Source organism: Hymenobacter arcticus (assembly GCF_054779975.1).
Map to the genome: position 1 here is coordinate 272,972 of NZ_BAAGXF010000003.1, position 25,833 is coordinate 298,804.

At 60.2% G+C, this 25,833-nt stretch carries 16 protein-coding genes; 14 read left to right on the plus strand and 2 right to left on the minus strand.

From position 1 onward, the window contains the following. Positions 1–41: 41 nt before the first annotated feature. A complete protein-coding gene (locus ACYVGC_RS07615; protein ID WP_460583209.1) occupies positions 42–1,394 on the minus strand; it encodes a sigma-54-dependent transcriptional regulator in 1,353 nt (450 codons plus the stop codon). 227 nt (positions 1,395–1,621) lie between these two features. After that, the gene (locus tag ACYVGC_RS07620) at positions 1,622–2,635 is read right to left on the minus strand and encodes an amidohydrolase family protein (RefSeq protein ID WP_460583210.1); all 1,014 of its coding nucleotides are present in this window, start codon (positions 2,633–2,635) and stop codon (positions 1,622–1,624) included. A gap of 193 nt (positions 2,636–2,828) precedes the next feature. Here ACYVGC_RS07620 and parS point away from each other — a divergent pair, with 193 nt between their 5' ends. The 14 genes from parS (at position 2,829) to ACYVGC_RS07690 (ending at position 25,793) form a co-directional block, all read left to right on the plus strand. Beyond that, entirely contained in the window at positions 2,829–3,272 is a 444-nt protein-coding gene (gene parS / locus ACYVGC_RS07625) for a type II RES/Xre toxin-antitoxin system antitoxin (RefSeq protein WP_460583211.1), read from the plus strand. Positions 3,273–3,389: 117 nt separating this feature from the next. Continuing rightward, positions 3,390–3,851: an RES family NAD+ phosphorylase gene (locus tag ACYVGC_RS07630; protein WP_460583212.1), complete on the plus strand. Its 462-nt coding sequence runs from the start codon at positions 3,390–3,392 to the stop codon at positions 3,849–3,851. A gap of 96 nt (positions 3,852–3,947) precedes the next feature. Then, a complete protein-coding gene (locus ACYVGC_RS07635) occupies positions 3,948–4,937 on the plus strand; it encodes a fatty acid desaturase family protein (RefSeq protein ID WP_460583213.1) in 990 nt (329 codons plus the stop codon). A 470-nt stretch (positions 4,938–5,407) separates the two neighbouring features. After that, a complete protein-coding gene (locus ACYVGC_RS07640) occupies positions 5,408–8,572 on the plus strand; it encodes a SusC/RagA family TonB-linked outer membrane protein (RefSeq protein WP_460583214.1) in 3,165 nt (1,054 codons plus the stop codon). Positions 8,573–8,679: 107 nt separating this feature from the next. Then, on the plus strand, positions 8,680–10,146 hold the full coding sequence (locus ACYVGC_RS07645) for a RagB/SusD family nutrient uptake outer membrane protein (RefSeq protein WP_460583215.1): 1,467 nt from the start codon (positions 8,680–8,682) through the stop codon (positions 10,144–10,146). Between the two features lie 155 nt (positions 10,147–10,301). Continuing rightward, positions 10,302–12,038: a family 43 glycosylhydrolase gene (locus ACYVGC_RS07650; RefSeq protein WP_460583216.1), complete on the plus strand. Its 1,737-nt coding sequence runs from the start codon at positions 10,302–10,304 to the stop codon at positions 12,036–12,038. A gap of 25 nt (positions 12,039–12,063) precedes the next feature. Next, entirely contained in the window at positions 12,064–13,269 is a 1,206-nt protein-coding gene (locus ACYVGC_RS07655; protein ID WP_460583217.1) for an aldose epimerase family protein, read from the plus strand. A 189-nt stretch (positions 13,270–13,458) separates the two neighbouring features. Continuing rightward, positions 13,459–15,183 carry a ribulokinase gene (locus ACYVGC_RS07660; protein WP_460583218.1) on the plus strand — a complete coding sequence of 575 codons (1,725 nt, stop codon included), beginning with the start codon at positions 13,459–13,461 and terminating at the stop codon, positions 15,181–15,183. Further along, complete coding sequence (locus ACYVGC_RS07665; RefSeq protein WP_460583219.1) at positions 15,180–15,878, plus strand: L-ribulose-5-phosphate 4-epimerase; 699 nt, start codon at positions 15,180–15,182, stop codon at positions 15,876–15,878. Before ACYVGC_RS07660 ends, ACYVGC_RS07665 begins: the two co-directional genes overlap by 4 nt. Before the next feature lie 99 nt (positions 15,879–15,977). Continuing rightward, positions 15,978–17,465: an L-arabinose isomerase gene (araA, locus tag ACYVGC_RS07670; protein ID WP_460583220.1), complete on the plus strand. Its 1,488-nt coding sequence runs from the start codon at positions 15,978–15,980 to the stop codon at positions 17,463–17,465. A gap of 161 nt (positions 17,466–17,626) precedes the next feature. Next, positions 17,627–19,690 (plus strand): alpha-L-arabinofuranosidase C-terminal domain-containing protein, encoded by a 2,064-nt coding sequence (locus ACYVGC_RS07675; protein ID WP_460583221.1) that lies wholly within the window; start codon positions 17,627–17,629, stop codon positions 19,688–19,690. A 113-nt stretch (positions 19,691–19,803) separates the two neighbouring features. Further along, complete coding sequence (locus ACYVGC_RS07680; protein WP_460583222.1) at positions 19,804–21,321, plus strand: arabinan endo-1,5-alpha-L-arabinosidase; 1,518 nt, start codon at positions 19,804–19,806, stop codon at positions 21,319–21,321. Between the two features lie 413 nt (positions 21,322–21,734). Then, positions 21,735–23,582, plus strand: coding sequence for an NPCBM/NEW2 domain-containing protein (locus tag ACYVGC_RS07685; RefSeq protein WP_460583223.1), 1,848 nt, complete (start codon positions 21,735–21,737; stop codon positions 23,580–23,582). Between the two features lie 84 nt (positions 23,583–23,666). Further along, a complete protein-coding gene (locus ACYVGC_RS07690; RefSeq protein WP_460583224.1) occupies positions 23,667–25,793 on the plus strand; it encodes an alpha-galactosidase in 2,127 nt (708 codons plus the stop codon). Positions 25,794–25,833: the final 40 nt, after the last annotated feature.

Sequence of the window (25,833 nt, forward strand, 5' to 3'; positions counted from 1 at the left end):
GCCTGTTCAATATTCTCACGCGCGGACTCGCAGAGTCCACGCTACAAGTCGTACTCCTCGATTTTGCGGTACAGCGTTTTTACTCCGATGCCGAGCTGACGGGCGGCTTCCATTTTGTTGCCGCTGGTTTCGCGCAGCACCTGGCCAATGTGGCGGGCCTCCACGGCGCGCAGGCTGCGGTCGGTGGGGTCGGCGGGCTGGGGGGCGGGCAGGTTTTGTAGCTCGGGCGGCAGGTCGTCGAGGGTCAGCGGCTGGTTATCGAAGGCCAGGATGGCGGCGCGCTCCAGCACGTTTTTTAGCTCGCGCACATTGCCGGGCCAGGCGTAGCGTGTGAGGCGGGCCAGGGCATCGGCGTCGAAGCCCGGCAGGCGCTTGCGCAGCTTGCCCGCAAACACCTGCAAAAAGTGCCGGGCCAGCGGGGCCACGTCGTCGGGCCGGGCGCTGAGGGGCGGCACCGCCAGCTCAAACACCGAGAGGCGGTAGTACAAATCGGGCCGAAAATGCCCCTCGGCCGCCTCTTGGCGCAGGTTGCGGTTGGTGGCCGCCACGAAGCGCACGTTGACCCGGGTGGGCTTGGTGTCGCCGAGCTTGGTAAACTCCTGGGTTTCAAGCACCCGCAAAAACTTGGCCTGCACGGCCAGCTCCAGCTCCCCGATTTCGTCGAGAAAAAGCGTGCCGCCGTTGGCTTCTTCCAGCAGACCGCGCTTGTCGGCCAGCGCCCCGGTGAAGGCTCCTTTCTTGTAGCCAAACAGCTCCGACTCCAGCAAATCCTTCGGAAAGGCGCTGCAATTGACGGCCACAAATGGCTTGCTTCGCCGCAGGCTAGCCTGGTGAATGGCCTGGGCAAACAGCTCCTTGCCCGCGCCGGTGGGCCCTTCGAGCAGCACCGTGCTGTCGGTGGGGGCCACGCGGGCGGCCAGGTCCTTGGCCTTGGCCAGCGCCGCCGACTGCCCAATCATGGCGGCGAAGGTATACTGCTGGCCCACCTGCTTTTCGAGTTCGGCCACGCGGCGGCGCAGCTGGGCTTTTTCCACGGCGCGGGCCACCACCACCACCAGCTGGTCGTCGGAGTCGCCCTTGGTGAGGTAGTCAAACGCGCCCTGCTTCATGGCCTGCACGCCGTCGGCCACGGTGCCGTAGGCGGTGAGCAGGATAATTTCGGCCAGCGGGGCGGCGGCCTGGTAGCGCGGCAGCAGGGCCACGCCGTTGCCGTCGGGCAGCTTCACGTCGGAGAGAATGACGGTGATTTCGGCGGCGTGCTCGGCTAGGGTTTGCAGGCCGCGGCGGGCGTCGGGGGCTTGCAGCACGGTGTAGCCTTCCAGCTCCAGCACCCGCGCCACCACTTGGCGCAGGCGGTTTTCGTCGTCGATAAGGAGCAGGGTAGGCGAGGGCATGGCGCAAAGGTCGGGCACTGCTGCTCGTCAGGCAGCGCGTAGTGGGGCATCCGGGCTGCCTACGATTTTAATAGGTTGAGGTAGAGCCGTATCCCTGCATCTCGTCGTTGAATAAGCTGATGCTGAGCATTCTAAACAACGACGAGACGCAAGGATGCGTCTCTACAGCGTGTACACGGAACTGACAGCTGCGCTGAAGACTGTTTTAATCGCCAAAAGAAATGAGGTTAGGAGGCCATGCCCAGCAGCTGGTCGGCGTTGCGGTAAGCCAATTTCTCGATGTCGGCCGGGGGCAACTCCAGGCCGGCCAGGAAGGCGTGGCCCGGCGCGTTGGGCGCAAACGGGTAGTCGATGGAAAACAAGATGTTGTCCAGCCCAAACGTGGCCAGAGCGGCCTCCAGCGGCGGGCGCGTGAAAATGCCGCTGGTGGTGATGTACACCTGGTCGCGCAGCGTTTGGCTGATGGTGCGTGGCAGGTGCGTTTGGTCGGGTGGCACGGTCTGGTCGGCGCGGGCCATCATCACGGGCAGCATTTCGCCCATGTGGCCGATAATAAGCTTGAGGCGCGGGTATTTTTCCAGCGTGCCGCTGAGAATGAGGCGCAGCACATGCACGGCCGTTTCGGCGTGCCAGCCGAAACCGGCCATTGCCAGGCGCATACCCAGGTGGTGGGGCAGGTTGTCGTAGTACGCGGCCCGCACCGCCTCGGGCGGAATGCCGGGGTGCAGGTACAGCGGCACGCCCAGCTCCTCGGCCCGCGCCAGCAGCGGCGCAAACTGTGGGTCATCCAAAAAGAGCCCCCGAGTGGTGCCATTGAGCAGCGCCCCGCAAAACCGGTGCTCGCGCACGGTGCGCGCCAGCTCATCGGCCGCCGCCGCGGGGTTGGTCATGGGCAGGTGGGCGAAGCCGGCAAAGCGGTCGGAATGGCGGGCAATGGCGGTGGCCAGCCGGTCGTTGTACTCGCGGGCGAAGGCCGGGCCCTCGCTGGGGCTTAGCAGTTCGGCGCCCGGCCCCGAAACGGAGAGCACCTGCACCGTAACGCCCGCCTCGTCCATGAGGCGCAGGCGCTCGGGGCCTATCTCGGCCAGCTGTGCGGCTTGGGCGCGCACCGGCGAGTCGAGGGCCGCCGAAAGCCAGCCGGCCTGCTGCCGGGCCGCCACCGGGATGCGCTCGACCATATCGGGAAAGGAAACGTGTTCTTCAAGCGCCACAATGCGCTGGGGTAGGGCAGGAGCCGGCATAATCGTAAAAGTTGGGGGAAGTGGAAAAGGTCCTTTTCCCAACGGGCCGCCGGGCCTCAGCGTTGCCAGCCAGGCAAGTAGTTAGGCAGGGTGTCAGGAACCGGAAAGTAATTTTTCCGTTTTATAAAGAAAAGTTTCCCATCTTTGCTTGGTGCCTGCCCGGCTGCCTTGGGCTAGCCTATTTCCTTTGCTTATGCTTGCTGTCCCTGCTTATTCGCCCAGCGCCATTCCGGCGGCTTTGTCCAGCCTGGCCACGGTCGTCACCGACTCCTTTGCCCTGGTAATGGAGGCCCGCACCGGCGTGCCCGCCAAGTCGGCTTTCGCGGTAGCTAATCTATTGCAAGTCACCCCTGAAGAGCTGGCCGACCTGCTGCACACCACCACCAAAACCCTGCGTACCTACCGCGATGCCAACAAGCGGTTGGCTCCAGCAGCTAGTGAGCAGGTACTCAAGCTGTTGGTCCTGGCCCAGCAGGGCAGCGACGTATTTGGCGAGCCGGCGGCCTTCCGGCGCTGGCTGGGCAAGCCCGCCTACGGCCTCGATAACCAGCCCCCGCTGGCCCTGCTCCAAACGAGCGGGGGCATCGATTTGGTGGCCGAAGAGGTGAGCCGCATCGCCTACGGCGACTTTGCCTGATTTTCATAGGTAAAACCAGCCCGTGAGGAGCCGTTTGCCTCCGAGTCTTCTACGGGCTAAAAAATGAATAGGCAGGTCTGCCAACCCAGTCTGCTGATTCAGCAGGCCCAATAAAGAATGGAAATCTACCGCATTTGCCTGGCCAAGTATGCTGGCGAGCTCGTAGCTTCCGGCAACCCCGGCCGCTGGAATCTGCGTGGGCAGTTTGTCATTTATGCGGCCGGTAGCCGGGCCCTGGCTTGCCTCGAAAACGTGGTGCACCGCAGCGGCGAGGGCCTGGCCAGCCGGTTTGCCGTGCTACGCCTGGAAGTGCCCGATGCGCTGGCCGTGGAAGAATTGCTGCTGCCCGACTTGCCGCCCGACTGGCAACTCACGAGCGCCTACGCCCGCTGCCAGCCGCTGGGCGCGGCCTGGTACCGCCGCCAGGCGGCGGCCGTGCTGCGGGTGCCGTCGTCCATTATCGCCCACGAGCACAACTACGTGCTCAACACCCGCCACCCCGACTTTGCCCAGGTGCGCATTGCGGGCCGCGAAGACTTTGCCTTCGACCCGCGTATCAAGGCCCCCGAGCCAGGGTAGGAACGCGAAGTATGAATGCCCTGTTACGGGCGAGTTAACCGGAAAGGCCTACCTTCGCAGCCCCGCATTGTATTCGCTAATTCTTTTTTATTCTATATGGCTGTTGCCCCTACCGCATATATTCCTACCGCCGAGCCGGTAGCGCACCACGTGCGCGCCCGCCAGCTCCTCAAGGCCCACCCCGAGGTGAAGCGCCTGATGACCCGCAATGCCAATACGGCCCTCATCACGGTGGGCTGCATTGCCCTGCAAGTGGCTATGGTGTATTTGCTGCGTGGCCAGGCCTGGTACTGGTCGCTGGCGGCCTCCTACATTTTGGGGGCGTTTGTGTGCCACACGCTGTTCGTGATTGTGCACGAAGCTACTCATAATCTAGTGTTTAAGGGCCAGTGGGCCAATGCTGCCGTGGGCATCGCCGCCAACCTGCCCATGGTGATTCCGACGGCCATGAGCTTTCGCAAGTTTCACCTCAAGCACCACTCGGCGCTGGGCCACTTCGAGCACGATGCCGACCTGCCCGACCACTACGAGGCTAAGCTCATCCAGCACTACGCCATCGGTAAGATGGTGTGGCTGTTCTTCTTCCCGATATTCCAGCTGGTGCGTACGTTCCGGTGCCGCAGCGTAGTACCGTTCGATAAGTACATCGCGGTCAACTGGTTAGCCCAAATCGTTTTTAACGTGGGTATTTACCTGTGGCTGGGGCCGTCGGCGTTTATCTACCTGTTTTTCAGCTTCTGGTTTTCGGTGAGCCTGCACCCGGTGGGCGCCCGCTGGATTCAGGAGCACTACCTCGTGCTGAGCCCCGACCAGGAAACGACCTCCTACTACGGCCGCCTCAACGGGGTGCACCTCAACATCGGCTACCACAACGAGCACCACGACCTGCCCGGCGTGCCGTGGAACCACCTGCCCAAGCTGCGCGAAATGGCCCCCGAGTTCTACGAGCCGCTGCTGCACCACACCAGCTACACCAAGGTGCTGCTACGCTTCCTCTTCGACCAGGAGCTGTCGCTTTACTCGCGCCTCGTGCGCGGCGAGCACGTCGAAAGCAAGGTGCCTCCCCTGATGCCGGTAGCTAAGTAACTGCTTACCTGCCTGGGTTACCAGGCGTTGTTTTTGCCCCCATTGCGGCCCGCCCGGCGCGCAGTGGGGGCTTTTTGCGGCCTGCGGCTACGTAAAAACAGGAGGGTACCACCTTGCCTAGCACACCCGTATAGGATGGTCTATCTGCACAATCGTTAATGTAGTGCCGAAATCGTTTGCGGTCGTTTCGATTTTTTTTGGTAGCGCAAACAGGCTAATAATTGCCGTTTGGCAGGTTTTAAGGGAGCATTGGTGGAAAATGGGCTTTTACTGAGCATTTCCTTTTTGTTAATTCTCAAAAAAGCCCCTATTATTGTTGCGTTGTTTCAATAGCGGCATCACTTCGAGCGGGCATATCCCAAGACGGTCGAGCAAGTTGGTGACGTTTTTTTAATATAACTTACACAATCGATTGTGTAAACAGATTTCTTTCTCGCATTCACTTTCCCCACCCAATTTTTCTCGCTGCTATGAGAAAGTCCGTACCCAAGATGCGCCGGCTTATGTTGCCCGTTGCGCTCGGCTGCCTGCCTCTGCAACCCCTGCTGGCCGCTAACCTGACCACCACCGAAACGCACTGTTCGACGCCCGCCGCCGGCCCCGTAAGCGGCCGCATTGTGGATGAAAAAGGCGCGGGCCTGCCCGGCGTCAACGTGCTGGTAAAAGGCACCAACGTGGGCACCGCCACCAATGCCGAGGGCCGCTACACCATTGAGGCCCCCGATGGGGCTACGCTGGTTTTCTCCTACGTGGGCTACACCAGCCAGGAAATAGCCGTGGGTGGCCGCGCCATCGTGGATATTGCCCTGGTGCCCGATAGCCGTTCGCTGGCTGATGTGGTGGTAGTGGGCTACCTCACGCAGGACCGCCAGAACGTGACGAGTGCCGTGAGCAGCCTCAACGTGCGGGAGGCTGCAAAGACCCCCGTGCCAAACTTGGCGCAATCCATCCAGGGCCGGGTAGCCGGCGTGCAGGTAGAAAGCGCTGGCAACCCCGGCTCGGTGCCCAGTATCACCATTCGTGGCGTAGGTACTGTGAACCCCGGTGGCAGCAATCCGCTCTACGTAATTGATGGCCTGTGGACGGACAATATTCGGGACTTGAGCCCCAATGATATCGAGTCGACCACCGTACTGAAAGATGCTTCCTCAACCGCCGTGTATGGCTCACGCGGTGCGAATGGCGTAATTCTTATCACAACAAAGCGTGGCTCATCGGGCGAACCCAAAATCGGCTTCAGTGGCTACTTTGGGATAGAGGATATATCTAAGAAGTATAACCTAACCAATCACAGCCAGTGGGCCGACAATGCGGCGACGGCGTTCAACAATGCTGGCCTTCCCCCAGGCTTGCCACCTACCTCGCCCGGCGCATATAAAGGAACCTCATCTTATAGTGATGCCATTGATACGGATTGGCAAAAAGAGTTTTTCCGCACTGGTAAAGTGCAGGACTACAACCTGACGCTTTCGGGGGGCAACACCACCGGTAAAAGCGCCACTAATTTTCTGCTCTCGGCCGGTTACTTCAACCAGCAGGGCATTGTGAAGGGCCCGTCTTTTGAGCGCTACAGCGTTCGCCTCAACTCGGGGCTGCGTCGGGGCCGCCTCAAGGTAGGCGAAAGCTTGCTGCTGACGCACATCAACACCACGCTGCTCAACAACGTTGCCTTCGTAGACGTGCTGACCGAGCTACCTGGTATCCCGGTGTACAACCCGGCCAACTTCGGGGGCTACGGCTACGGGAGTTCCAACCTGTTCAACTACTCTACTAACCCCATCGCGGCCCAGCAAATTCTGAATAGCACGCAGAAAAACAACCGTTTGCAGGGTAGTGTTAACGCGGAGTTTTCGTTTTTCGACTTCCTATCTTATAAGCTAAACGTTGGCCTGGAGGTACATGATTACAACGACCGGAACGCGCGCAAAGAAGGTTACATCCGCTTGGGCGAGTCGAGCCCAAATACTACCTACCTGTTCGAGAACCGGGGTACGCAGACGTTTTTGCTTGTTGAAAACACGTTGAATTTCAACAAGCGCTTTGGCGAGCACGGTATCAATGCGCTACTCGGCTACTCAGAGCAGACGTATAACCTGAACAACGCCACGGCAAATGCCACGGGTTTCTCCTCAGCGCCGCAGTACTTTTTCTCGCTGGGCTCCGGTAGCAACTTGGCTACGCCGGCCAACGTGGGTGGAGGTTTTGACTCTTATGCTAAGCGCTCTTATTTCAGCCAGGTTAACTACGATTTCAAGAACCGCTACCTGATAACTGGTAGCTTCCGGCGCGATGGCTCATCTCGCTTCGACCCAAATAACAAATATGGCAACTTCGGGGCTGGCTCAGTGGGTTGGCGCGTGAGCGAGGAGGAGTTTTTTAAGAGTGCAGTACCCGCAATAAACAACCTGAAGCTGCGCGCCAGCTATGGGGTGAATGGCAACGATAATTTGGGAGACCCCATTAACGGGGGGGCTGGCAATTATGCCTACCTGGCTACTATCAACCCAAATGTTAACTACCCACTCGGCACCACGCAAACCATCGTAAATGGCGCTATTCAAACAGCATTCGAGAGCCGGGGTATCAAGTGGGAGTCACGCTACACCACTGACTTTGGCTTCGACCTAGCCATACTGGATAGCCGGATGACTTTATCGGCTGACTACTATATCTCGCGCACTAAAAATGCCTTGGTAAACCCGACGCTCCCTGGTTACTATGGTGTTGCGGGTGCAGGAGCCTATCCATTCTCCAACTTGGGAGAAATTCAAAACAAAGGTTTTGAGTTTGCGCTGGGCTACCACGAAGGCCGCAATGCATTCACCTATGGCGCCGACCTGACCCTAACCACGTTGCGCAACGAAGTGCGCGCACTATCACAGTTTCAGCCCAACATCCCAGGTTACCTGGGTTTGACTCAAACCACGGTTGGGCATCCTGTTAGCCAACTCTACCTGGTGAAGATGCTGGGTGTCTTCCAAGACCAAGCGGAAATCGACAACTACAAGAGCGCGGATGGCAGAATTATTCAGCCCTTATCCAAGCCTGGCGACGTGAAGTTTGAGGATGCTAACGGTGACGGCCGGATAGACCTGGGTACGGACCGCCAGTTCATCGGCAACCCCTTTCCCACGCTGCAATACGGCCTCAACCTGACGGCGGGTTACAAGGGCTTCGACCTGAGCATCTTCTTCCAAGGTGTGCACGGCAACAGCATCCTGAACTCTACCCGTGCCTCGCTTGATGTGGAAGACGGCGCGGGCAACTTCCGCAGCGACCTCAACCCTTGGTCGCCCACCAACCCATCGACTACTACTCCTCGCTTGGTGTACGGGGGTGGCAACGAAGCTGTAAAAAACTTTGAGCGTACCAGCACCCGCTGGGTGGAAGATGGCAGCTACCTGCGCCTGAAAAACGTGCAGCTAGGCTATACTTTTCCCAAAGCACTTAGCGACAAAGTACAGGGCTTAGGTTCAGTGCGCGTGTACTTGACGGGCCGCAACGTGTTTACCTGGACCAAGTACACGGGCTTCGACCCGGAAACGCCTGGTAACGGCGTGTTTGGCCGCGGCATCGACGATGGTACCTACCCGAACGTGCGGTCTTTCACTGGTGGCTTGCAGGTAAATTTCTAAGCGGCTGAGCGGCCGGGCTCTTTCATAGGTCACGCGCTGTCCATCCATTCTCCCTTGCTTTTATTCCCATGAAACTATCTAAAATTACCACTCTTGCTTTGGCAGCCGTGTTAGTATCCGCAACCGGGTGCAAAAAGGATTTGCTGGACCAGGTAAATCCTAACGCGCCAAGCACGGCGCAGTTCTGGAAAACGTCGGACGACGCCGTTCGGGCTAGTATAGCCGTGTATTCCAGGCAGCAGATTTTTTCGACGTACAGCCTTTACTGGCATTTCGCCACCGAAGGCCGCTCCGACGAGTCATGGACGAATACACCCGACCCTGGTCTGAACCAGTACCTCGTGTTTCGGCAGACCAACACGTTGGATGGCCGGTCTGCCTTCCTGTGGAATGATATGTTCAGCATGATTTTCCGGTGCAACCAGGTGCTGACGAATGTGCCGGCCATTCAGATGGATGAGACCTTGAAAAAGCGTATTCTGGCGGAAGCCCTTTATATGCGCTCGATGACGTATTACGACCTTGCCCTGCTCTACGGTAACCTGCCGCTAGTGCTCACGCTGGCTGATGCTACCACCCAATTTCCGCAGGTAACTCAGAATGAGGTATATGCCCAAATCATCAAGGACCTGACGGCCGCCAAGGCTGACTTGCCACTTACCTACGATGCTGCTAACAAAGGCCGGGCAACCCGCGGTGCGGCCACGGCCCTGATGGGGAAGGTGTATATGCAGCAAAAAAACTGGGCCCTGGCTTCGGCTCAGTTTTCCGAAGTGATATCTTCAAATACATATTCACTAGTACCAAATTACGAAGACAACTTTACGGAAAGCAACGAGAACAACTCGGAGTCTATCTATGAAGTGCAGTTTTCAGGAGCAAACAAGACGTTCGGTCAAGACTTTGCCGGGGCAACCGAAGGCAACGAGCGGGCGCAGTTCTTTGGACCTCCCGGCATCGGCTTCACCGACGTAGAAACACGCCAGTGGGTATTCAACGAGTACACTGATAAAACCACGACCGGCGGCGTAGACCCCCGCCGCGATGCCACTATGTTCAGCGCGGTTGGCACACCAACCTTGTATGGCAAGGCATTTGGCGTAGGTGGGCTCAATATTAATCCAGCCCGCATAACGTGGCGCAAGTACCAGAACGACCGGACCCGGACGTTTGAAGACTTCTTCTCCGGCATCAATATTCGGCTTATTCGCTACGCCGATGTGCTGCTGATGCAGGCGGAAGCGTTGAATGAGCAGGGACAGACGGCCGCCGCCATTCCTTTTATCAATCAGGTGCGTAGCCGCGTTAGACTGACGCCGCTAGCTAATACCCTGACGCAGGGTGCGTTACGTACCCAGCTACGCCACGAGCGGATTACCGAACTGGCTGGTGAAGGCACCCGGTGGAGCGACTTGGTACGCTATGGGCTACTTGATAATGCTGCGGGCATAAACGAGCTGAAAGCGCGCGACCCTGATTTCAACAATTTTATCGTAGGTAAAAATAACCTGCTGCCTATTCCGCAGACCGACCTTGATATTGACAAGGCGCTCAAGCAAAATCCTGGCTTCTAAAATTTATTTATAGGCTAGTAACTCCTGATAAAACAGCCGCTCTGGGCCGCAACTTGGAGCGGCTGTTTTGTCTTTGAGCCACTGCAGCTGTAGCGCGATAGCTTCTGCTTTTCCGAATTCCCACCCCTATGTTTTTATTTCTATCCCACCGGGTAATGGCAGGGCGTACTAGCACCTGCCCGCCTGCGCCGCGCCTGCGCCGCGCGCTTGGCCAAGCGGTGCTACTGCTGCTGGTATTGGTAGGCTGGGCTAGTGCGCCGGCCCACGCCTTGCAAGGCAATATTGGCTTGCACGACCCCTCGACTATTATCAAGGATGGCAATAAATACTGGATTTTTTATACTGGTCAGGGTATTCCCAGCAAGTACTCGACCGACTTGATAAACTGGACCCAGGGACCGCGACCCGTCTTCACCCAGGCTACCCGGCCTAGCTGGATAAGCGCCCGCGTCCCCAGCTTCGTGAATGAATACTGGGCTCCCGATGTCATTTATATGAATGGGAAGTTCTACCTGTACTATTCCTGCTCCACGTTTGGTTCGCAGGCATCGGGCATCGGGCTGGCCACCAACGTGACGCTCGACCCCACTAGCCCGAACTACAACTGGGTAGACCAAGGGGAGGTAGTGTCATCGGCCAGCGGGGCTGGCAACAGCGCGCCCAATGCTATCGACCCGGCCATGCAGCGGGATGCTACTGGTAATCTGTGGTTTTCGTACGGTTCTTTTTTTGGGGGTATTCGCATTTTGCAGCTTGACCTTGCTACGGGCAAGCCGCTCAACGGGGCCAGTACCCAGCAGTATGCCGTGGCCAACAACGGCGTGGAGGCTTCTTACATGAAGCAGCACGGTAATTATTACTACCTGTTTATCAACCGGGGGAACTGCTGCCAGGGCTCTAATAGCACCTATTACATTCTGGTGGGCCGCTCAACCTCGCCTACGGGCCCATTCCTGGACAAAACGGGGGCGAACCTGAACAGTAACGGCGGCACCGTCTTGCTCAATGTGTCGGGCCGCTTCGTGGGGCCAGGCCACACGGGCATTTTTGAAGAGAATGGTACCAGCTACTTTTCCCATCACTTCTACGATTTCTACAACAATGGTACCTCCAAGCTGGATATTGCCAAGCTGACCTGGGACGCTACCGACTGGCCCGTGGTGAGCCGCGATTGGGTGGCTCCCAGCCGCTACACTATTGCTACGGCGGCAGGTAGCACCAGCGGTTTGGCATGGCAGTCGCAGGGCTGTACGGGTGCGGCGGGCCAGGGCATTACGCAGGGCACACGGGCGAGTGGCAGTTGCCAGCAATGGGACTTTACGGCGCTTGGTGACGGCGACTACCAAATCAAGAGCGCCCTGGGGGGCCTGACGGCCAGCGTGGCGGGCTGCTCGGCCAGCAACAGTGCACTGCTGCAGCTAGATAGTTACACGGGGCAAACCTGCCAGCAATTCCATATCAACCAGGCCAGTGATGGTAGCCTGGTATTTGCGTCGGCGAACGGTAATCGGGTGGTAGAAGTCCCGGCTGCCTCGAATACTGCTGGTACCCAGCTGGGCTTGTTTGATTACAACGGTTGCGTGTGTCAGCACTGGTTTCTGACGGCCACTGGTGGGGTAACGGCCACTGCTGCCCCGCACAGCCTGCTTGGCGCTACCATTTACCCCGTGCCGGCCCTGGCTGGTAGCTTCGTGGTCGAGTTGGGTAGCTTGGCCACTGCGGGCCCTACTTCGGTCGAAATTTTTAATTTGCAGGGCCAGTTGGTCTATCAGCAGCAGTTTGGCCCGCGGCAAACCACGCTGGCCATCACGGCCGGCCTGGGCGCGGGGCTTTATGTGGTGCAAGTGCGCCGCGCGGCAGGCGTACTCACCCAAAAAGTGAGCGTGCTGTAAAATTTACGTTCTTTTCTTCCTCCCCATGCGCATTTCCCACCGTACCAGCCTGCTGGTAACCAGCCTGAGCAGCGCCCTGCTGCTGGCCTCTTGCAGTTCCCCATCTACCACCAGCCAGAACCCGGCCGCTACCACGGCCCCCGCCGACCCGGCCGCTACTGGCACCAGCGCCTCTGCCATGCCCACCTCCGCTTCATTCGGCAAAACTGCTGACGGCACCGAAACCCAGCTTTTTACCCTCAGCAACAAGAATGGCCTCAAGGCCAGCATCAGCACCTACGGCGGCACGCTCACCAGCCTGCTCGTGCCCGATAAGGACGGCAAGCTCAGTGACATCATCCTGGGCTTTGACAAGGTAGACGGCTACTTGAGCCCCGCTTTCCGCAAGTCGAACCCTTACTTCGGGGCGCTTATTGGGCGCTACGGCAACCGCATTGCCAAGGGCAAATTCACCATTGATGGCAAGGCATATCAGGTGGGCCTCAATAATAACGGCAACTCGCTACACGGCGGCACCGTGGGCTTCAACCAGAAGGTGTGGGCTGCTAAGGCCGGTACTTCGGCCGAGGGTGAAACGCTCACGCTGACTTATCTCAGCAAGGACGGCGAAGAAGGCTACCCCGGCAACCTCACCGTGACGGTGGTGTACACCCTCACCGCCGACAACGCCCTCCAAATCGACTACACCGCCACCACCGACAAGGCCACGCCCGTCAACCTCACCAACCACGCCTACTTCAACCTGGCCCTGGGCACGAGCAAGGACGTGCTGGCCCACCAGGTAACCATTCCGGCCGACCGCTACACCGTGGTCGATGCCAACCTCATCCCCACCGGCGAGCTGAAGCCCGTGAAAGGCACGCCCTTCGACTTCACCACTCCCCACGCCATTGGCGAGCGCATTGCGCAGGTGCCCGGCGGCTACGACCACAACTGGGTGCTGAACCAGGCCACCGGCCAGCACAGCGCCGCCACCGTGTACGAGCCCACCACCGGCCGCACCATGGAAGTATCTACCGACGAGCCCGGCGTGCAGTTCTACACCGGCAACTTCCTCGATGGCTCGCTCACCGGCAAAAACGGTTTAGTGTACGGCAAGCACGCGGGCTTCTGCCTCGAAACCCAGCACTTCCCCGACTCGCCCAACCAGGCGAAGTTCCCGAGCACGATTTTGAAACCGGGCGCCACCTACCACACCACCACCAGCTACACGTTTGGGGTGCGGAAGTAGTAAGTCCCTCCGTTTGTCATTGCGAGCGCAACGCAGTGGAGCGCGGCAATCGCATCAAAACGATACCAAAATGATGATGCGCGGGTATCGTGCTGGTGCGATTGCCACGCTCCACTGCGTTGCGCTCGCAATGACAAACGTTTTGCTAAGTTCAAAAATGATTTAATTAACTGTTAATCAGATTATATCGTGCAAACCCAATCCCCGGCCTACGTTATCGGCCTCGACTATGGCACCGACTCGGTGCGGGCGCTGCTCGTAGACGCCCGCACGGGCGCCGAAGTCGCGCAGGCCGTGCATCATTACCCCCGCTGGAAGCAGGGCCAGTACTGTAACCCGGCCAAAAACCGCTTCCGCCAGCACCCGCTCGACCACCTCGAAGGCCTCGAAGCCACCGTGCGCGAAGTGGCTGCCAAGGTGCCCGCCGAGCAGATTCTGGGCCTCGCCATCGACACTACCGGCTCTACGCCGGGCCCCGTGAACGAGCAGGGCCAGCTGCTGGGCATGCTGCCCGAGTTTGCCGAAAATCCCAACGCGCTGTTTGTGCTCTGGAAAGACCACACGGCCCTGGCCGAAGCGGCCGAAATCAATCACAAAGCCCGCACCTGGGGCGGCGAGGACTTCACCAAATACGAAGGTGGCATCTACTCGTCGGAGTGGTTTTGGGCCAAAATCATGCACATCACCCGCCAGGATGAGGCCGTGGCGAAAGCCGCCTACTCCTGGATGGAGCACTGCGACTGGCTCACGCTCACCCTCACCGGCCAGCCGCTGGCCGAGTTCAAGCGCAGCCGTTGCGCCGCCGGCCACAAGGCCATGTGGCATGCGAGCTGGGGCGGCCTGCCGCCCGAGGAGTTTCTCACCCACCTCGAACCAAAACTGGCTGGTTTACGCAATCGATTGTTCTCGGAAACGTACACGGCTGATGAAGTAGCCGGGCATTTATCCGAAGAGTGGGCCCAGCGCTTAGGCCTGACTACCAATACAGTAATTGCCGTAGGCTCGTTTGATGCCCACGCCGGCGCCGTGGCTGGTGAGATAGAATCCTATTCGATGGTGAAGGTGATGGGCACCAGCACCTGCGACATCGTAGTGGCCCCAACTGCCGAAGTAGGTGACCACCTGGTGGCCGGCATCTGTGGGCAGGTCGATGGCTCGGTTATCCCCGGCATGGTGGGCCTGGAGGCCGGGCAGTCGGCGTTTGGCGACTTACTGGCTTGGTTCCGCCAGATGCTGGAGTGGCCCTTACAGGCCGCCACGCTGGCGCACTCGCAAGTGCTGAGCGCCGAGCAGCTGGCCCTGTTTCACCAGGAGCTGAGCGACAACCTGTTGCGCCAGCTCACCCAGGCCGCCGCCGAAGTAGACCCCGCCGAAAGCAGTGTTATCGCCCTCGATTGGGTGAACGGCCGCCGCACGCCCGATGCCAACCAGGCCCTCAAAGGCGCGCTGATGAACCTGACCATGGGCACCTCAGCGCCCCAGATTTTCCGGGCGCTGGTCGAAGCCATTTGCTACGGCTCGAAGCAGATTGTGGAACGCTTTGAAAGTGAAGGCATTCCAATTAAGCAGGTTATCGGCATCGGCGGCGTGGCTAAGAAATCGGCCTTCGTAATGCAGACGCTGGCCGACGTGCTCGACCGGCCTATCAAGATTGCGGTGTCAGAGCAGGCGCCGGCCCTGGGCGCGGCCATGTACGCGGCCGTGGCGGCGGGCATTTACCCCGACGTGCTCACTTCGCAAAAAGCGTTGGGCAGCGGCTTTGCCGAAACCTACACGCCCAACCCGGCCAGCGTGGCCGACTATGCCGCCCGCTATAAGCAATACCAGGCCCTCGGCCAGTTTGTAGAAAGCGCTACGGCGAGCCAAACTGAGCCCGTAGCTGAAACCGAAACGCAAGCCGTCGCCACCGCATGAGCCAGTACCAAGACCTAAAACAGACCTGCTACGAAGCCAACATGCAATTGCCCGCCCTTGGGCTGGTGCTCTTCACCTTCGGCAACGCCAGCGTGGTAGACCGCGAGCGGAGCGTGTTTGCCATCAAGCCCAGCGGCGTGCCCTACGCCACGCTGAAGGCGGACGATATTGTGATAGTGGACTTCGAAGGCAACGTGGTGGAAGGCACCAAGCGGCCCAGCAGCGACACCAAAACTCATGCGTTGCTCTTCAAGGAGTGGACCAATATTGGTGGTATCGTGCACACGCACAGCACCTACGCCACAGCCTGGGCCCAAGCGCAGCTCGATATTCCTATCCTGGGCACCACGCACGCCGACCACCTCACCGCCGACGTGCCCTGCGCGCCGCCCATGAGCGACGAGCTGATTGCCGGCGATTACGAGCACGAAACCGGCTGGCAAATCATCAACGAATTCAAGCAGCGCGGCCTCTCGCCCGCCGAGGTGGAGATGATACTCGTGGGCAACCACGCGCCCTTCACCTGGGGCAAAACGGTGGAAAAAGCCGTGTACCACAGCGCTGTACTCGAAGAAGTGGCCCGCCTGGCCTACCTCAGCTGCACGCTGAAGCCCGGCGTGGCGCGCCTCAAAGATGCCCTGATTAAAAAACACTACGAGCGCAAGCACGGCGCAAATTCCTACTACGGGCAGTAAGGCTGTAGCGTGGACTCTGCGAGTCCGCGCGTGGCGCCGTTTGCCCAATCACTCCCCTACGCGCGGACTCACAGAGTCCACGCTACACCACCCCCTCTCATGATTGATATTTCGAATTACGAAGCCTGGTTTATTACGGGCAGCCAGCACCTCTACGGCCCCGAAACCCTGGAGCAGGTAGCCCAGCACTCGCAGCAAATTGCCGCCGAGCTTGGCACCAAGCTGCCCATTAAAATTGTGTACAAGCCGGTGCTCACCGGCCCGGCCGAGATTTACAAGCTGATGCAGGAGGCCAACACCACGCCCAACTGCGTAGGCCTGATTGCCTGGATGCACACCTTCTCGCCGGCCAAAATGTGGATTAACGGCCTGAAAATCTTGCAGAAGCCGCTGGCCCACCTGCACACGCAGTTCAACCGCGACATTCCGTGGGATGCCATCGACATGGACTTCATGAACACCAACCAGTCGGCGCACGGCGACCGTGAGTTTGGCTTCATCGGGGCCCGTATGCGCCTCAATCGCAAGGTGATAGTGGGCCACTGGCAGAGCGCTGATGTGCACGAGCGCCTCAGCATCTGGGGCCGCGTGGCCTGCGCCTGGGCCGACTGGCAGGGCGCGCATTTCGTGCGCTTCGGCGACAACATGCGCTACGTAGCCGTGACGGAAGGCGACAAAGTAGAAGCCGAAATCAAGTTTGGCTACGAGGTGAATACCTACGGTATCGGCGACCTGGTAGCCGTGACCAACGAAGTGACCGACGCGCAGATTGCCGAGCTGGTTGCCACTTACGAAGCTGAATACGAGCTAGGTGACAACCTGAAAGAAGGTGGCGAGAAGCGCGAAAGCCTGTGCGATGCGGCTCGCATTGAGCTAGGCATGCGCAAGTTTCTCACCGACCGCAACGCCAAGGGCTTCACCGACACGTTCGAGGACTTGCACGGTATGAAGCAGCTGCCCGGCATCGCCACCCAGCGCCTCATGGCCGATGGCTACGGTTTCGGCGGCGAGGGCGACTGGAAAACCTCGGCCCTGGTGCGCGCCATGAAGGTGATGGGCGCCGGCCTGCCCGGCGGTAACTCGTTTATGGAGGATTATACCTACCACTTTGCGCCCGGCAACGAGCAGGTACTCGGCTCGCACATGCTCGAAATTTGCCCCAGCATTGCCGAAGGTAAGGTGCGCGCCGAAGTGCACCCGCTCGGCATCGGTGGCAAGGAAGACCCGGTGCGTCTGGTGTTCAACTGCCCCGCTGGCCCGGCCCTCAACGCCACCATCATCGACCTGGGCAACCGGTTCCGCATGATTGTGAACGAAGTAGAGGCCGTGCTGCCCGAGCAAGACCTGCCCCACCTGCCCGTGGCCCGCGTGCTCTGGAAGGTGAAGCCCGACCTCGCCACCGGTGCGGCCGCCTGGATACTCGCCGGCGGCGCCCACCACACCGGCTACAGCCAAAACCTGACCAGCGAATACTTCGAAGACTTTGCCGAAATGGCTGGTATCGAGTTCGTTATCATCGATGCCGATACCAAGCTGCGCACGTTCAAAAACGAGCTGCGTTTTAATGAGGTAGCCTTCCGGGGCTAAGGTTTCGGCTGCCTAAGTAAGGCGGTCATGCGGAACGCAGTGAAGCATCTCTACCGCTTCTTTGGAGTAAACCGAACGGAGCGGTAGAGATGCTTCACTGCGTTCCGCATGACCGCCTTACTTAGGGCCATTAGCTTCATCTGCAATCACTTAACGTTGTTATGAAATTCATCCCCACCCGCTACTTACCAGCCCTCGCTACTGGCCTCACGCTGCTCGGCCCCTTGGCTGCCAGCGCCCAAACGGCGGCCCCGGCCAGCCTCACCGTGCAGGTAAACAAGCCCGGCGCGGCCGTTAACAAGAACATGTACGGCCTCTTTTTTGAGGACATCAACTTTGCGGCCGACGGCGGCTTGTACCCCGAGCTGGTCAAGAACAAGTCGTTCGAAACCGACGCCCGGCTCATTGGCTGGAAAGCTTTGCAAGGCGCGGCTAACCTCGACACCTACAGCGTGCGCAACGAGCAGGGCATCACGGCCAGTAACTCGCACTACGTGCGCCTGACTACCCGCAACGGCGCGCCCGGCGAGGCTGGCATTGAGAACGAAGGCTTCCGGGGCATGGGCGTGAAGCAGGGGGGCGAATACACGCTCTCGTTCTACGCCCGGCGCGGCCCGGGGGGCATTAATGGCCTCATGGCCAAGCTGGTAGGGGAGAAGGGCGAAGCGTTGGGTGAGGTGGCCGTGAGCGGCTTCACCAACGAGTGGAAGCAATACTCGGTGGTGCTGCGCGCCACCGGCACCCAGAATAAGGCCCACCTCAAGCTGGTGCTCAACGGCACCGGCACGGTGGATTTGGACGTGGTTTCGCTGTTTCCGAAGGACACCTGGAACAAGCGGCCCAACGGCCTGCGCACCGACTTGGTGCAACTGCTCAAGGACATGAAGCCGGGCTTTCTGCGCTTTCCGGGGGGCTGCATTGTAGAGGGCCGTACCCTCTCGGAGCGCTACCAGTGGAAGGAAACCATCGGCGATGTGGCGGCCCGCACGCCGCTCGTGAACCGCTGGAACATGGAGTTTAAGCACCGCTCGACGCCCGATTATTACCAGTCGTTTGGTCTGGGCTTCTTCGAGTATTTCCAGCTTTCGGAAGACATTGGCGCTGAGCCGCTGCCGATTTTGAACGTGGGCATGGCCTGCCAGTTCAACTCGGGCGAGTTGGCCCCAATGGGTACCGCCAGTGCCACCAAGGGCGGCCCCAACGCCCCGGCGGCCGCCAACACCGGCGACCCCTCGCTGGATATTTTCATCCAGGATGCGCTCGACCTCATTGAATTTGCCAACGGCCCGGCCAGCAGCCCCTGGGGTGCCAAGCGCGTGGCGATGGGCCACCCGGCGCCCTTCAACCTCAAGATGCTGGGCATCGGCAACGAGCAGTGGGGGCCCCAGTACCTGGAGCGTTACGAGCCGTTTGCCAAGGCCGTGAAGGCGAAATACCCCAAGATTGAAATCGTATCGAGCGCCGGCCCCAGCCCCGGCGGTGACCTCTTCGACAAAGCTAGCAAGCGCCTCGGCGAGCTGAAGGCCGAGTACGTGGACGAGCACTACTACGCCAAAGCCGACTGGTTCCGGGCGCACGCCGACCGCTACGACAAGTACCCTCGCACCGGCCCCAAAATCTTCGCTGGCGAGTACGCCGCCCAGAGCATCGCCATCGGCAGCCCCGACAACAAAAACACCTGGGACTGCGCCATTTCGGAGGCCGCCTTTATGACCGGCCTGGAGCGCAACGCCGATGTGGTGGGCATGGCGAGCTACGCCCCGCTCTTCGCCAACGTGGACGCCTGGCAGTGGACGCCCGACATGATTTGGTTTGACAACCTGAACTCGTACGGCTCGCCGAGCTACTACGTGCAGAAAATGTACGCCCTCAACAAGGGTACCAACGTGCTGCCCGTAACCATGCCCGCCGGTGCCAAAAACGGCACCGACAACCTCTTCGCCAGCGCCGTAACCGACGCAACCGCCGGCGACGTGGTGGTGAAGCTGGTGAACTACTCCAGCAGCCCGCGCCCCGTCAGTATCAACCTGGCCGGCGCCAAAAGCCTCGGCAAAACCGGCCGCGCCCAGGTGATGGCCAGTGCCGACCTGCAAACCCAGAACAGCCTGACGGAGCCCAAAAAACTCGCCCCCCAGGAATCGACCTTCGCCGTGAAAGGCAGCACGCTCACCTATACACTGGCCCCCAACTCTTTCACGGTGCTGCGGGTAGCCGGCAAGAAATAAGTTACTGACAGCCAAAATATTGCCCAGCCATGCGCCGCTGCCTGGCAGCGTGTGGCTGGGTTTTTTGGTGCCAACTGCCACTGGTTCAGTTTTTTCTATCTATAAGAATTCCCATGAAAAAGCCCGTCTCTACTTCGCTGCGCTGGAGCAGCCTGCTGGTGGCCTTGCTGCTCGGCGCAGCTTCCTGCAAAAAGGACCCCACGCCCGTCACGCCGACGCCCACCCCCACGCCCACGCCGGTTCCTACGCCCGCGCCGGCCGCGTTCGATATTAACAACATCACCGACACCTACAGCAACGTGGCCGCGCTGAGCTCCTCGGCGCAGTGGGGGCCCTACAACGTGCACGACCCGGCCGTTGTCAAGGCCGATGATGGCTACTATTATATGTACAGCACCGACGTGGGCTACGGCATTTCGGATGCCGTGCTGACGCCCGGCTTGCAGGTGCGCCGCTCGAAAGACCTGGTGCAGTGGGAGTTCGTGGGTTGGGCCCTGAAGGGCCTGCCCGCCATGGGCGTGGCCTATATTACGCAGCGCGGGGCCACCCCCAACAAGCTGCTGTGGGCGCCCTACGTGCTGAAGGTGGGGAGCGAATACCGCCTGTATTACTCGTTGGCTTCCAATGCGTTCAAGGTTAGTGCCATTGGGCTGGCTACGTCGGCTTCGCCCACCGGGCCCTGGACGGAGAAGGGCCTGGTAGTCACCACCGATAATTCGTCGGCCGATATCACCAATGGCATCGACCCCACCGTTATCATCGACCAGCAGGGCCAGCACCATATGTACTACGGCTCGGCCTTCGATGGCATTCACATGGTGAAGCTCGACGCGGCTACCGGCCTCAACGCCACTCCCGGCGACCGCGGGCCTCGCATTGCGCAGCGCGGCTTCACGGGTGGTCAAATCAACGGCAACATCGAGGGGCCCGAGATTATCTATAATAAGGAGCAGCGCAAGTACTACCTGTTCATTTCCTACGACTGGCTCCAAACCAAGTACAACGTGCGCGTGGGCCGGGCCGACTCGCCCGCCGGGCCGTTCCTCGATTTCAAGGGCCGCGACATCAACCTGGCCGAAGACCACGGCCCCATGATTTTGGCGCCCTACCAGTTCGATGGCCACAGCGGCTGGCAGGGCACGGCCCACTGCGGCGTGTTTGATGATGGCAATGGCCAATATTACATGGCCCACCAGGGCCGGCCGGGCATCGACTCGTACTACATGGACCTGCACGTGCGCAAGATTTTCTGGACGCCTTCGGGCTGGCCGGTGGTGTCGCCCGAGCGCTACGCGGGCGAAGACAACGGCCTCGTGCCTCCGGCCGACCTGCCGGGGGCCTGGGAGCAAATTACGCTCAACTACGTTGTGATACCCGGCTACGGCAACGAACAACTCACGCCTAACTTCCAGTACAGCACCCCGCTGACGCTGGCCGCCGACGGCACCTTCAACAACAGCACCGCCAACACCTGGACCTACGCCGCGCCGCTGCTCACGCTGCGCTTCAGCAATGGCACCACCGCCCCGGTGTACGTGCAAAAGGGCCGCGACTGGGAGAATAAGAAAGCTACCATCATCCTCACCGGCCTCGACAGCAACGGCACGGCCGTGTGGGCCAAGAAGAAGTAGGGTAGGGCTGCCCGCCCAGCTCCGGCTGTCATATTGGTTATTTCTTCTATTCATCTGTAAAGCAACTGCTTAGCAAACACTGCTAATCAAAAAGGGGTAGCCTGCCAATCGGTAGGCTGCCCTTTTTTTATAGTGCTTATCCCAGCCTGGTATAGGCCATCTGTTGATAAAGAAAGAATTTTACACAAACGATTGTGCATGGGTGTATTGAAAATACCGGCCAATTACCGGGTGAAGTAGTTATGGTTAAATTATTGTCAGTTAATAAGTTATTTGTAATAAGCAGTTAGGATTTGTTTAGTGAGGCGTTACCAATCAAGATAGGTTTAACTCTGAACTAAACAATCGATGCGCTACCTTGCGGGCGTCTTTGTCCCACCTCATGCGTGAGCAACCTGCTGCTCAGCTTGCCGATGTCGTTCCTTCCTAAGTTGTTCAGGCGCAGTGCGCTGCTGCTGGCGGTTGCCCAGCCCGCCCTCGCCCAAAAAGCCGCCCCCAAAGCCGACTTCCACCAGTGGGCCGCCACGCCCCCCATGGGCTGGAACAGCTGGGACTGCTACGGTCCTACCGTGACCGAAGCCGAAACCAAGGCCAACGCCGACTACATGGCCAAGTACTTGAAAACCAGTGGTTGGGAGTACGTAGTGGTAGATATTCGCTGGTACGTGGGCAACGACACGGCCCACGGCTACAACGAGAAAGACCCCGCCTGGAACATCGACCAGTACGGCCGCTTCGTGCCCGCGCCCAACCGGTTTCCCTCCGCCGCGGGCGGCCAGGGCTTCAAGCCGCTAGCCGATTACATGCACGCCAAGGGCCTGAAATTCGGCATTCACCTCATGCGCGGCGTGCCCGTGATTGCGGTGCAGCGCAAGCTGCCCATCAAGGGCACGAAACTCACGGCGGCCGACATTTATAGCAAAGACGGCCAGGCGGCCTGGCTGCACGACATGTACACGGTGGTGCCCACCCGGCCCGGCGCGCAGGAATACTACAACTCGCTGTTTGAGCTGTACGCGAGCTGGGGCGTTGATTTAGTGAAGATTGACGACCTCTCGGAGCCCTACCACGCGGGCGAGATTGAGCTGATTCGTAAGGCCATTGACCGCACGGGGCGCAAAATCGTGTTTAGCATGTCGCCGGGCGAAACGCCGATTGCCGACGCCCAGCACGCCCAGCAGCACGCCAACATGTGGCGCACGGTGGGCGACTTCTGGGACAGCTGGGAGCAGCTGAAGGAGCACTTCGACGTGTGCGCCCGCTGGGCCCCGTTCATCACCACTGGCGCCTGGCCCGACGCCGACATGCTGCCCTTGGGCCGCCTGGGCATCCGGGCCGAGCGCGGCGACGACCGCCAAACGCGCTTCACCCCCGATGAGCAGCGCACGCTCATGACGTTGTGGAGCATCTTCCGCTCGCCGCTGATGATGGGCGGCGACCTGCCCAGCAATACGCCCGCCACGCTGGCCCTGCTCACCAACCCGCGCGTGCTGGCCGTGAACAAGCAAAGCACCCACAACCGCCAGCTGTTTCGGCGCGGCGACCTCGTGGGCTGGGTGGCCGACGACCCCGCCACGGGCGACAAATTCCTGGCCCTCTTCAACGCCCAGGACCAGCAGCTGGCCCCCGCCAGCGCAGCCGCCGCGGCCAGCCCGCTCATCAATCGCCAGGCCCCGCAAGCCCCGCTCGATGTGGACATCACGGGTGCCCAAAAGCTCTACCTCAGCGTGCGCGGCGGCGGCGATGGCACCGCCTGGGACCACGCCGATTGGCTCAATCCTATGCTCTCGGGCGGTAATAATAAAATGTTAGCCCTTAATACGTTATCTTGGAAAAGCGCCACTGCCGGCTGGGGCCAGGCTACGGTGAACAAAAGCGTGAGCGGCGGCCCGCTGCGGGTGGGTGGCCAAACCTACACGGCGGGCATTGGCACCCACGCCAACTCTCTTATCGAGTATGACCTGCCGGCGGGCTACACCCGCTTTAAGGCCACTGTGGGGCTCGACCAGGCCGCTGCGGGGCAAAACACTGGCGGCACGTTTCAGGCGCTGGTGTTCACCAAAAGCCCCCTGCTGCCCGCCCCCGCCGACTCGGTGCGCGTGCCCGTGACCATGCAGGAGCTGGGAATGGCGGCCGGCGCCACGGTGCAGGACCTGTGGACGGGCCAGCAGGTGGGCGTTTTCGCGCAGCAGTTTGCGCCCTACATTCGGCAGCACGGGGCGGGGTTCTACCGCTTGTCGGCGCGCAAGGCCAGCAAGTAGCTCGCGCGAGCGCCCACTCAACTGCTTGATTACGTTTTGCTAATGACCGTTTTTCGTACGTTCCGCGGATTTTTACTGTTCGCCATGCCCCTTGCTACCCTGGCCCAGGCCCCACCCACCGCGCCCATCGTGGTCGAAACCACGCACGTGAGCCTGGCGCTGGCCGTGGGCAAAAATCAGAAGCTGTACCAAACCTACCTCGGCCCCCGGCTGGCCGCCGCGGCCGACTACCAGGGCCTGCCCCAGCGCCACGAAGCCTACGCCCCGGCCGGCACCGACAACCTCTTCGAGCCCGCCCTGCGCGTGGTGCACGCCGATGGTAACCCCGGCCTGGCGCTAGCCTTCGTGGGCGTGCAAACCGCCAAAACCAGCGACGACGTAACCACGACCACCATCCGCCTGCGCGACCCGCAGTACCCGGTGGAGGTGCAGCTGCACTTTGTGGCCTACCAGCGCGAGGACGTGATTAAGACCTGGACCGAGATTGTGCACCACGAAAAAAAGCCCGTGGTGCTGGCCAAATACGCCTCGGCCATGCTGCACTTCGACGCTCACAAGTACTATCTCACCCAGTTGCACGGCGACTGGGCCGAGGAAGGCCAGCAGCAGGAAAGCCAGCTCACCAGCGGCGTAAAAGTGCTGGACACCAAGCTCGGCACCCGCGCCGGCTGGTACCAGACGCCCTCGTTCTTTCTGGCGCCCGACCAGCCGGCCACCGAAACCACCGGCGACGTGCTGGCCGGTACCCTGGCCTGGACCGGCAATTTCCGGCTGGCCTTTGAGCTGGATAACGAGCAGGCCCTGCGCGTGTCGGCCGGCGTCAACCACTACGCTTCGGAGTATACCTTACCTGCGGGTCAGGTCTTTACCACGCCCGAGTTCATCTTTACGTATAGTACGCAGGGCAAGGGCCAGGCCTCGCGCAACCTGCACCGCTGGGCCCGCCAGCAGGGCGGTATCCTCGACGGCACCCAGCCGCGCCTCACGCTGCTCAACAACTGGGAGGCCACGTATTTCGACTTCAACGAGCCCAGGCTCGATGCCCTGATGGGCGACGCGGCCAAGCTCGGCGTCGACTTATTCTTGCTCGACGACGGCTGGTTTGGCAACAAATACCCGCGCAAGGATGACACCCAGGGCCTCGGCGACTGGCAGCCCACTAAGACCAAGCTGCCCAACGGCGTGGGCCACCTCGTGCAAACCGCCACCAAGGAAGGCATCAAGTTCGGCATCTGGATAGAGCCCGAAATGGTGAACCCTAAGAGCGAGCTCTATGAGAAACACCCCGACTGGGTGCTCAAGCTGCCCAACCGCCCCGAAGACTACTACCGCAACCAGCTGGTGCTCGACCTCACCAACCCTAAGGTGCAGGACTTCGTGTACGGCATCGTGGACGCGCAGCTGAGCCAGGGTGCGGCCTACCTCAAGTGGGACTGTAACCGCATGATTACCAATGGCTACTCGCAGCACTTGGGCAAAGACCAGTCGCACCTCTACGTGGACTATGTGCGCGGCCTGTACCGGGTGCTCGACCGCGTGCGCCAGAAGTATCCGCACACGCCCATGATGCTGTGCTCGGGCGGCGGCGCGCGGGCCGACTACGGCGGGCTGAAGTACTTTACCGAGTTTTGGCCCAGCGACGACACCGACGCCTTTGAGCGGGTGTACATCCAGTGGGGATTCCTTAACTTCTTTCCTTCCAACACGTTGGCCAGCCACGTGACTAACTGGAACAAGGGCCAAACGCTGAAATTCCGCACCGACGTGGCCATGATGGGCAAGCTCGGCTACGACATTGAGGTGAGCAAGATGACCCCTGAGGAGTTGCAATTCAGCCAGCAGGCCGTAAAGGACTACAAGCGCCTGAGCCCTGTCATCTGGCAGGGCGACCTGTTCAAGCTGCGCTCGCCCTACGAGGGCAACCAGGTGTCGCTGATGTACGTGGCTGATAATCAGCAAAAAGCCGTGCTCTACGGCTACAACCTGCACACCCGCTTCCACGAAACGGTGCTGCCCGTGAAGCTGCAAGGCCTTGACCCGGCGAAGCGCTACAAGCTTACGGAAATCAACCTCATGCCCGGCCAGAAATCCGAGCTGCCTGCCCACGGCCAAACCTACTCCGGTGACTATCTCCAGAAGGTGGGCGTGCGGGTGAGTGATGGCGAAGCTAAGCAATTGACTAGCCACATTTTAGAGCTGACCGCGGAGTGAACCTCACCCCCGACCTCCTTTCTAAAAAAGAGGGGAAGCC

Excerpts from the sequence above, each read along its gene's own strand:
- ACYVGC_RS07615 (WP_460583209.1), bottom strand. The coding sequence starts at position 1,394 with ATGCCCTCGCCTACCCTGCTCCTTATCGACGACGAAAACCGCCTGCGC.
- ACYVGC_RS07620 (WP_460583210.1), bottom strand. The coding sequence starts at position 2,635 with ATGCCGGCTCCTGCCCTACCCCAGCGCATTGTGGCGCTTGAAGAACAC.
- parS (WP_460583211.1), top strand. The coding sequence starts at position 2,829 with ATGCTTGCTGTCCCTGCTTATTCGCCCAGCGCCATTCCGGCGGCTTTG.
- ACYVGC_RS07630 (WP_460583212.1), top strand. The coding sequence starts at position 3,390 with ATGGAAATCTACCGCATTTGCCTGGCCAAGTATGCTGGCGAGCTCGTA.
- ACYVGC_RS07635 (WP_460583213.1), top strand. The coding sequence starts at position 3,948 with ATGGCTGTTGCCCCTACCGCATATATTCCTACCGCCGAGCCGGTAGCG.
- ACYVGC_RS07640 (WP_460583214.1), top strand. The coding sequence starts at position 5,408 with ATGAGAAAGTCCGTACCCAAGATGCGCCGGCTTATGTTGCCCGTTGCG.
- ACYVGC_RS07650 (WP_460583216.1), top strand. The coding sequence starts at position 10,302 with ATGGCAGGGCGTACTAGCACCTGCCCGCCTGCGCCGCGCCTGCGCCGC.
- ACYVGC_RS07655 (WP_460583217.1), top strand. The coding sequence starts at position 12,064 with ATGCGCATTTCCCACCGTACCAGCCTGCTGGTAACCAGCCTGAGCAGC.
- ACYVGC_RS07665 (WP_460583219.1), top strand. The coding sequence starts at position 15,180 with ATGAGCCAGTACCAAGACCTAAAACAGACCTGCTACGAAGCCAACATG.
- araA (WP_460583220.1), top strand. The coding sequence starts at position 15,978 with ATGATTGATATTTCGAATTACGAAGCCTGGTTTATTACGGGCAGCCAG.
- ACYVGC_RS07675 (WP_460583221.1), top strand. The coding sequence starts at position 17,627 with ATGAAATTCATCCCCACCCGCTACTTACCAGCCCTCGCTACTGGCCTC.
- ACYVGC_RS07680 (WP_460583222.1), top strand. The coding sequence starts at position 19,804 with ATGAAAAAGCCCGTCTCTACTTCGCTGCGCTGGAGCAGCCTGCTGGTG.
- ACYVGC_RS07685 (WP_460583223.1), top strand. The coding sequence starts at position 21,735 with ATGTCGTTCCTTCCTAAGTTGTTCAGGCGCAGTGCGCTGCTGCTGGCG.
- ACYVGC_RS07690 (WP_460583224.1), top strand. The coding sequence starts at position 23,667 with ATGCCCCTTGCTACCCTGGCCCAGGCCCCACCCACCGCGCCCATCGTG.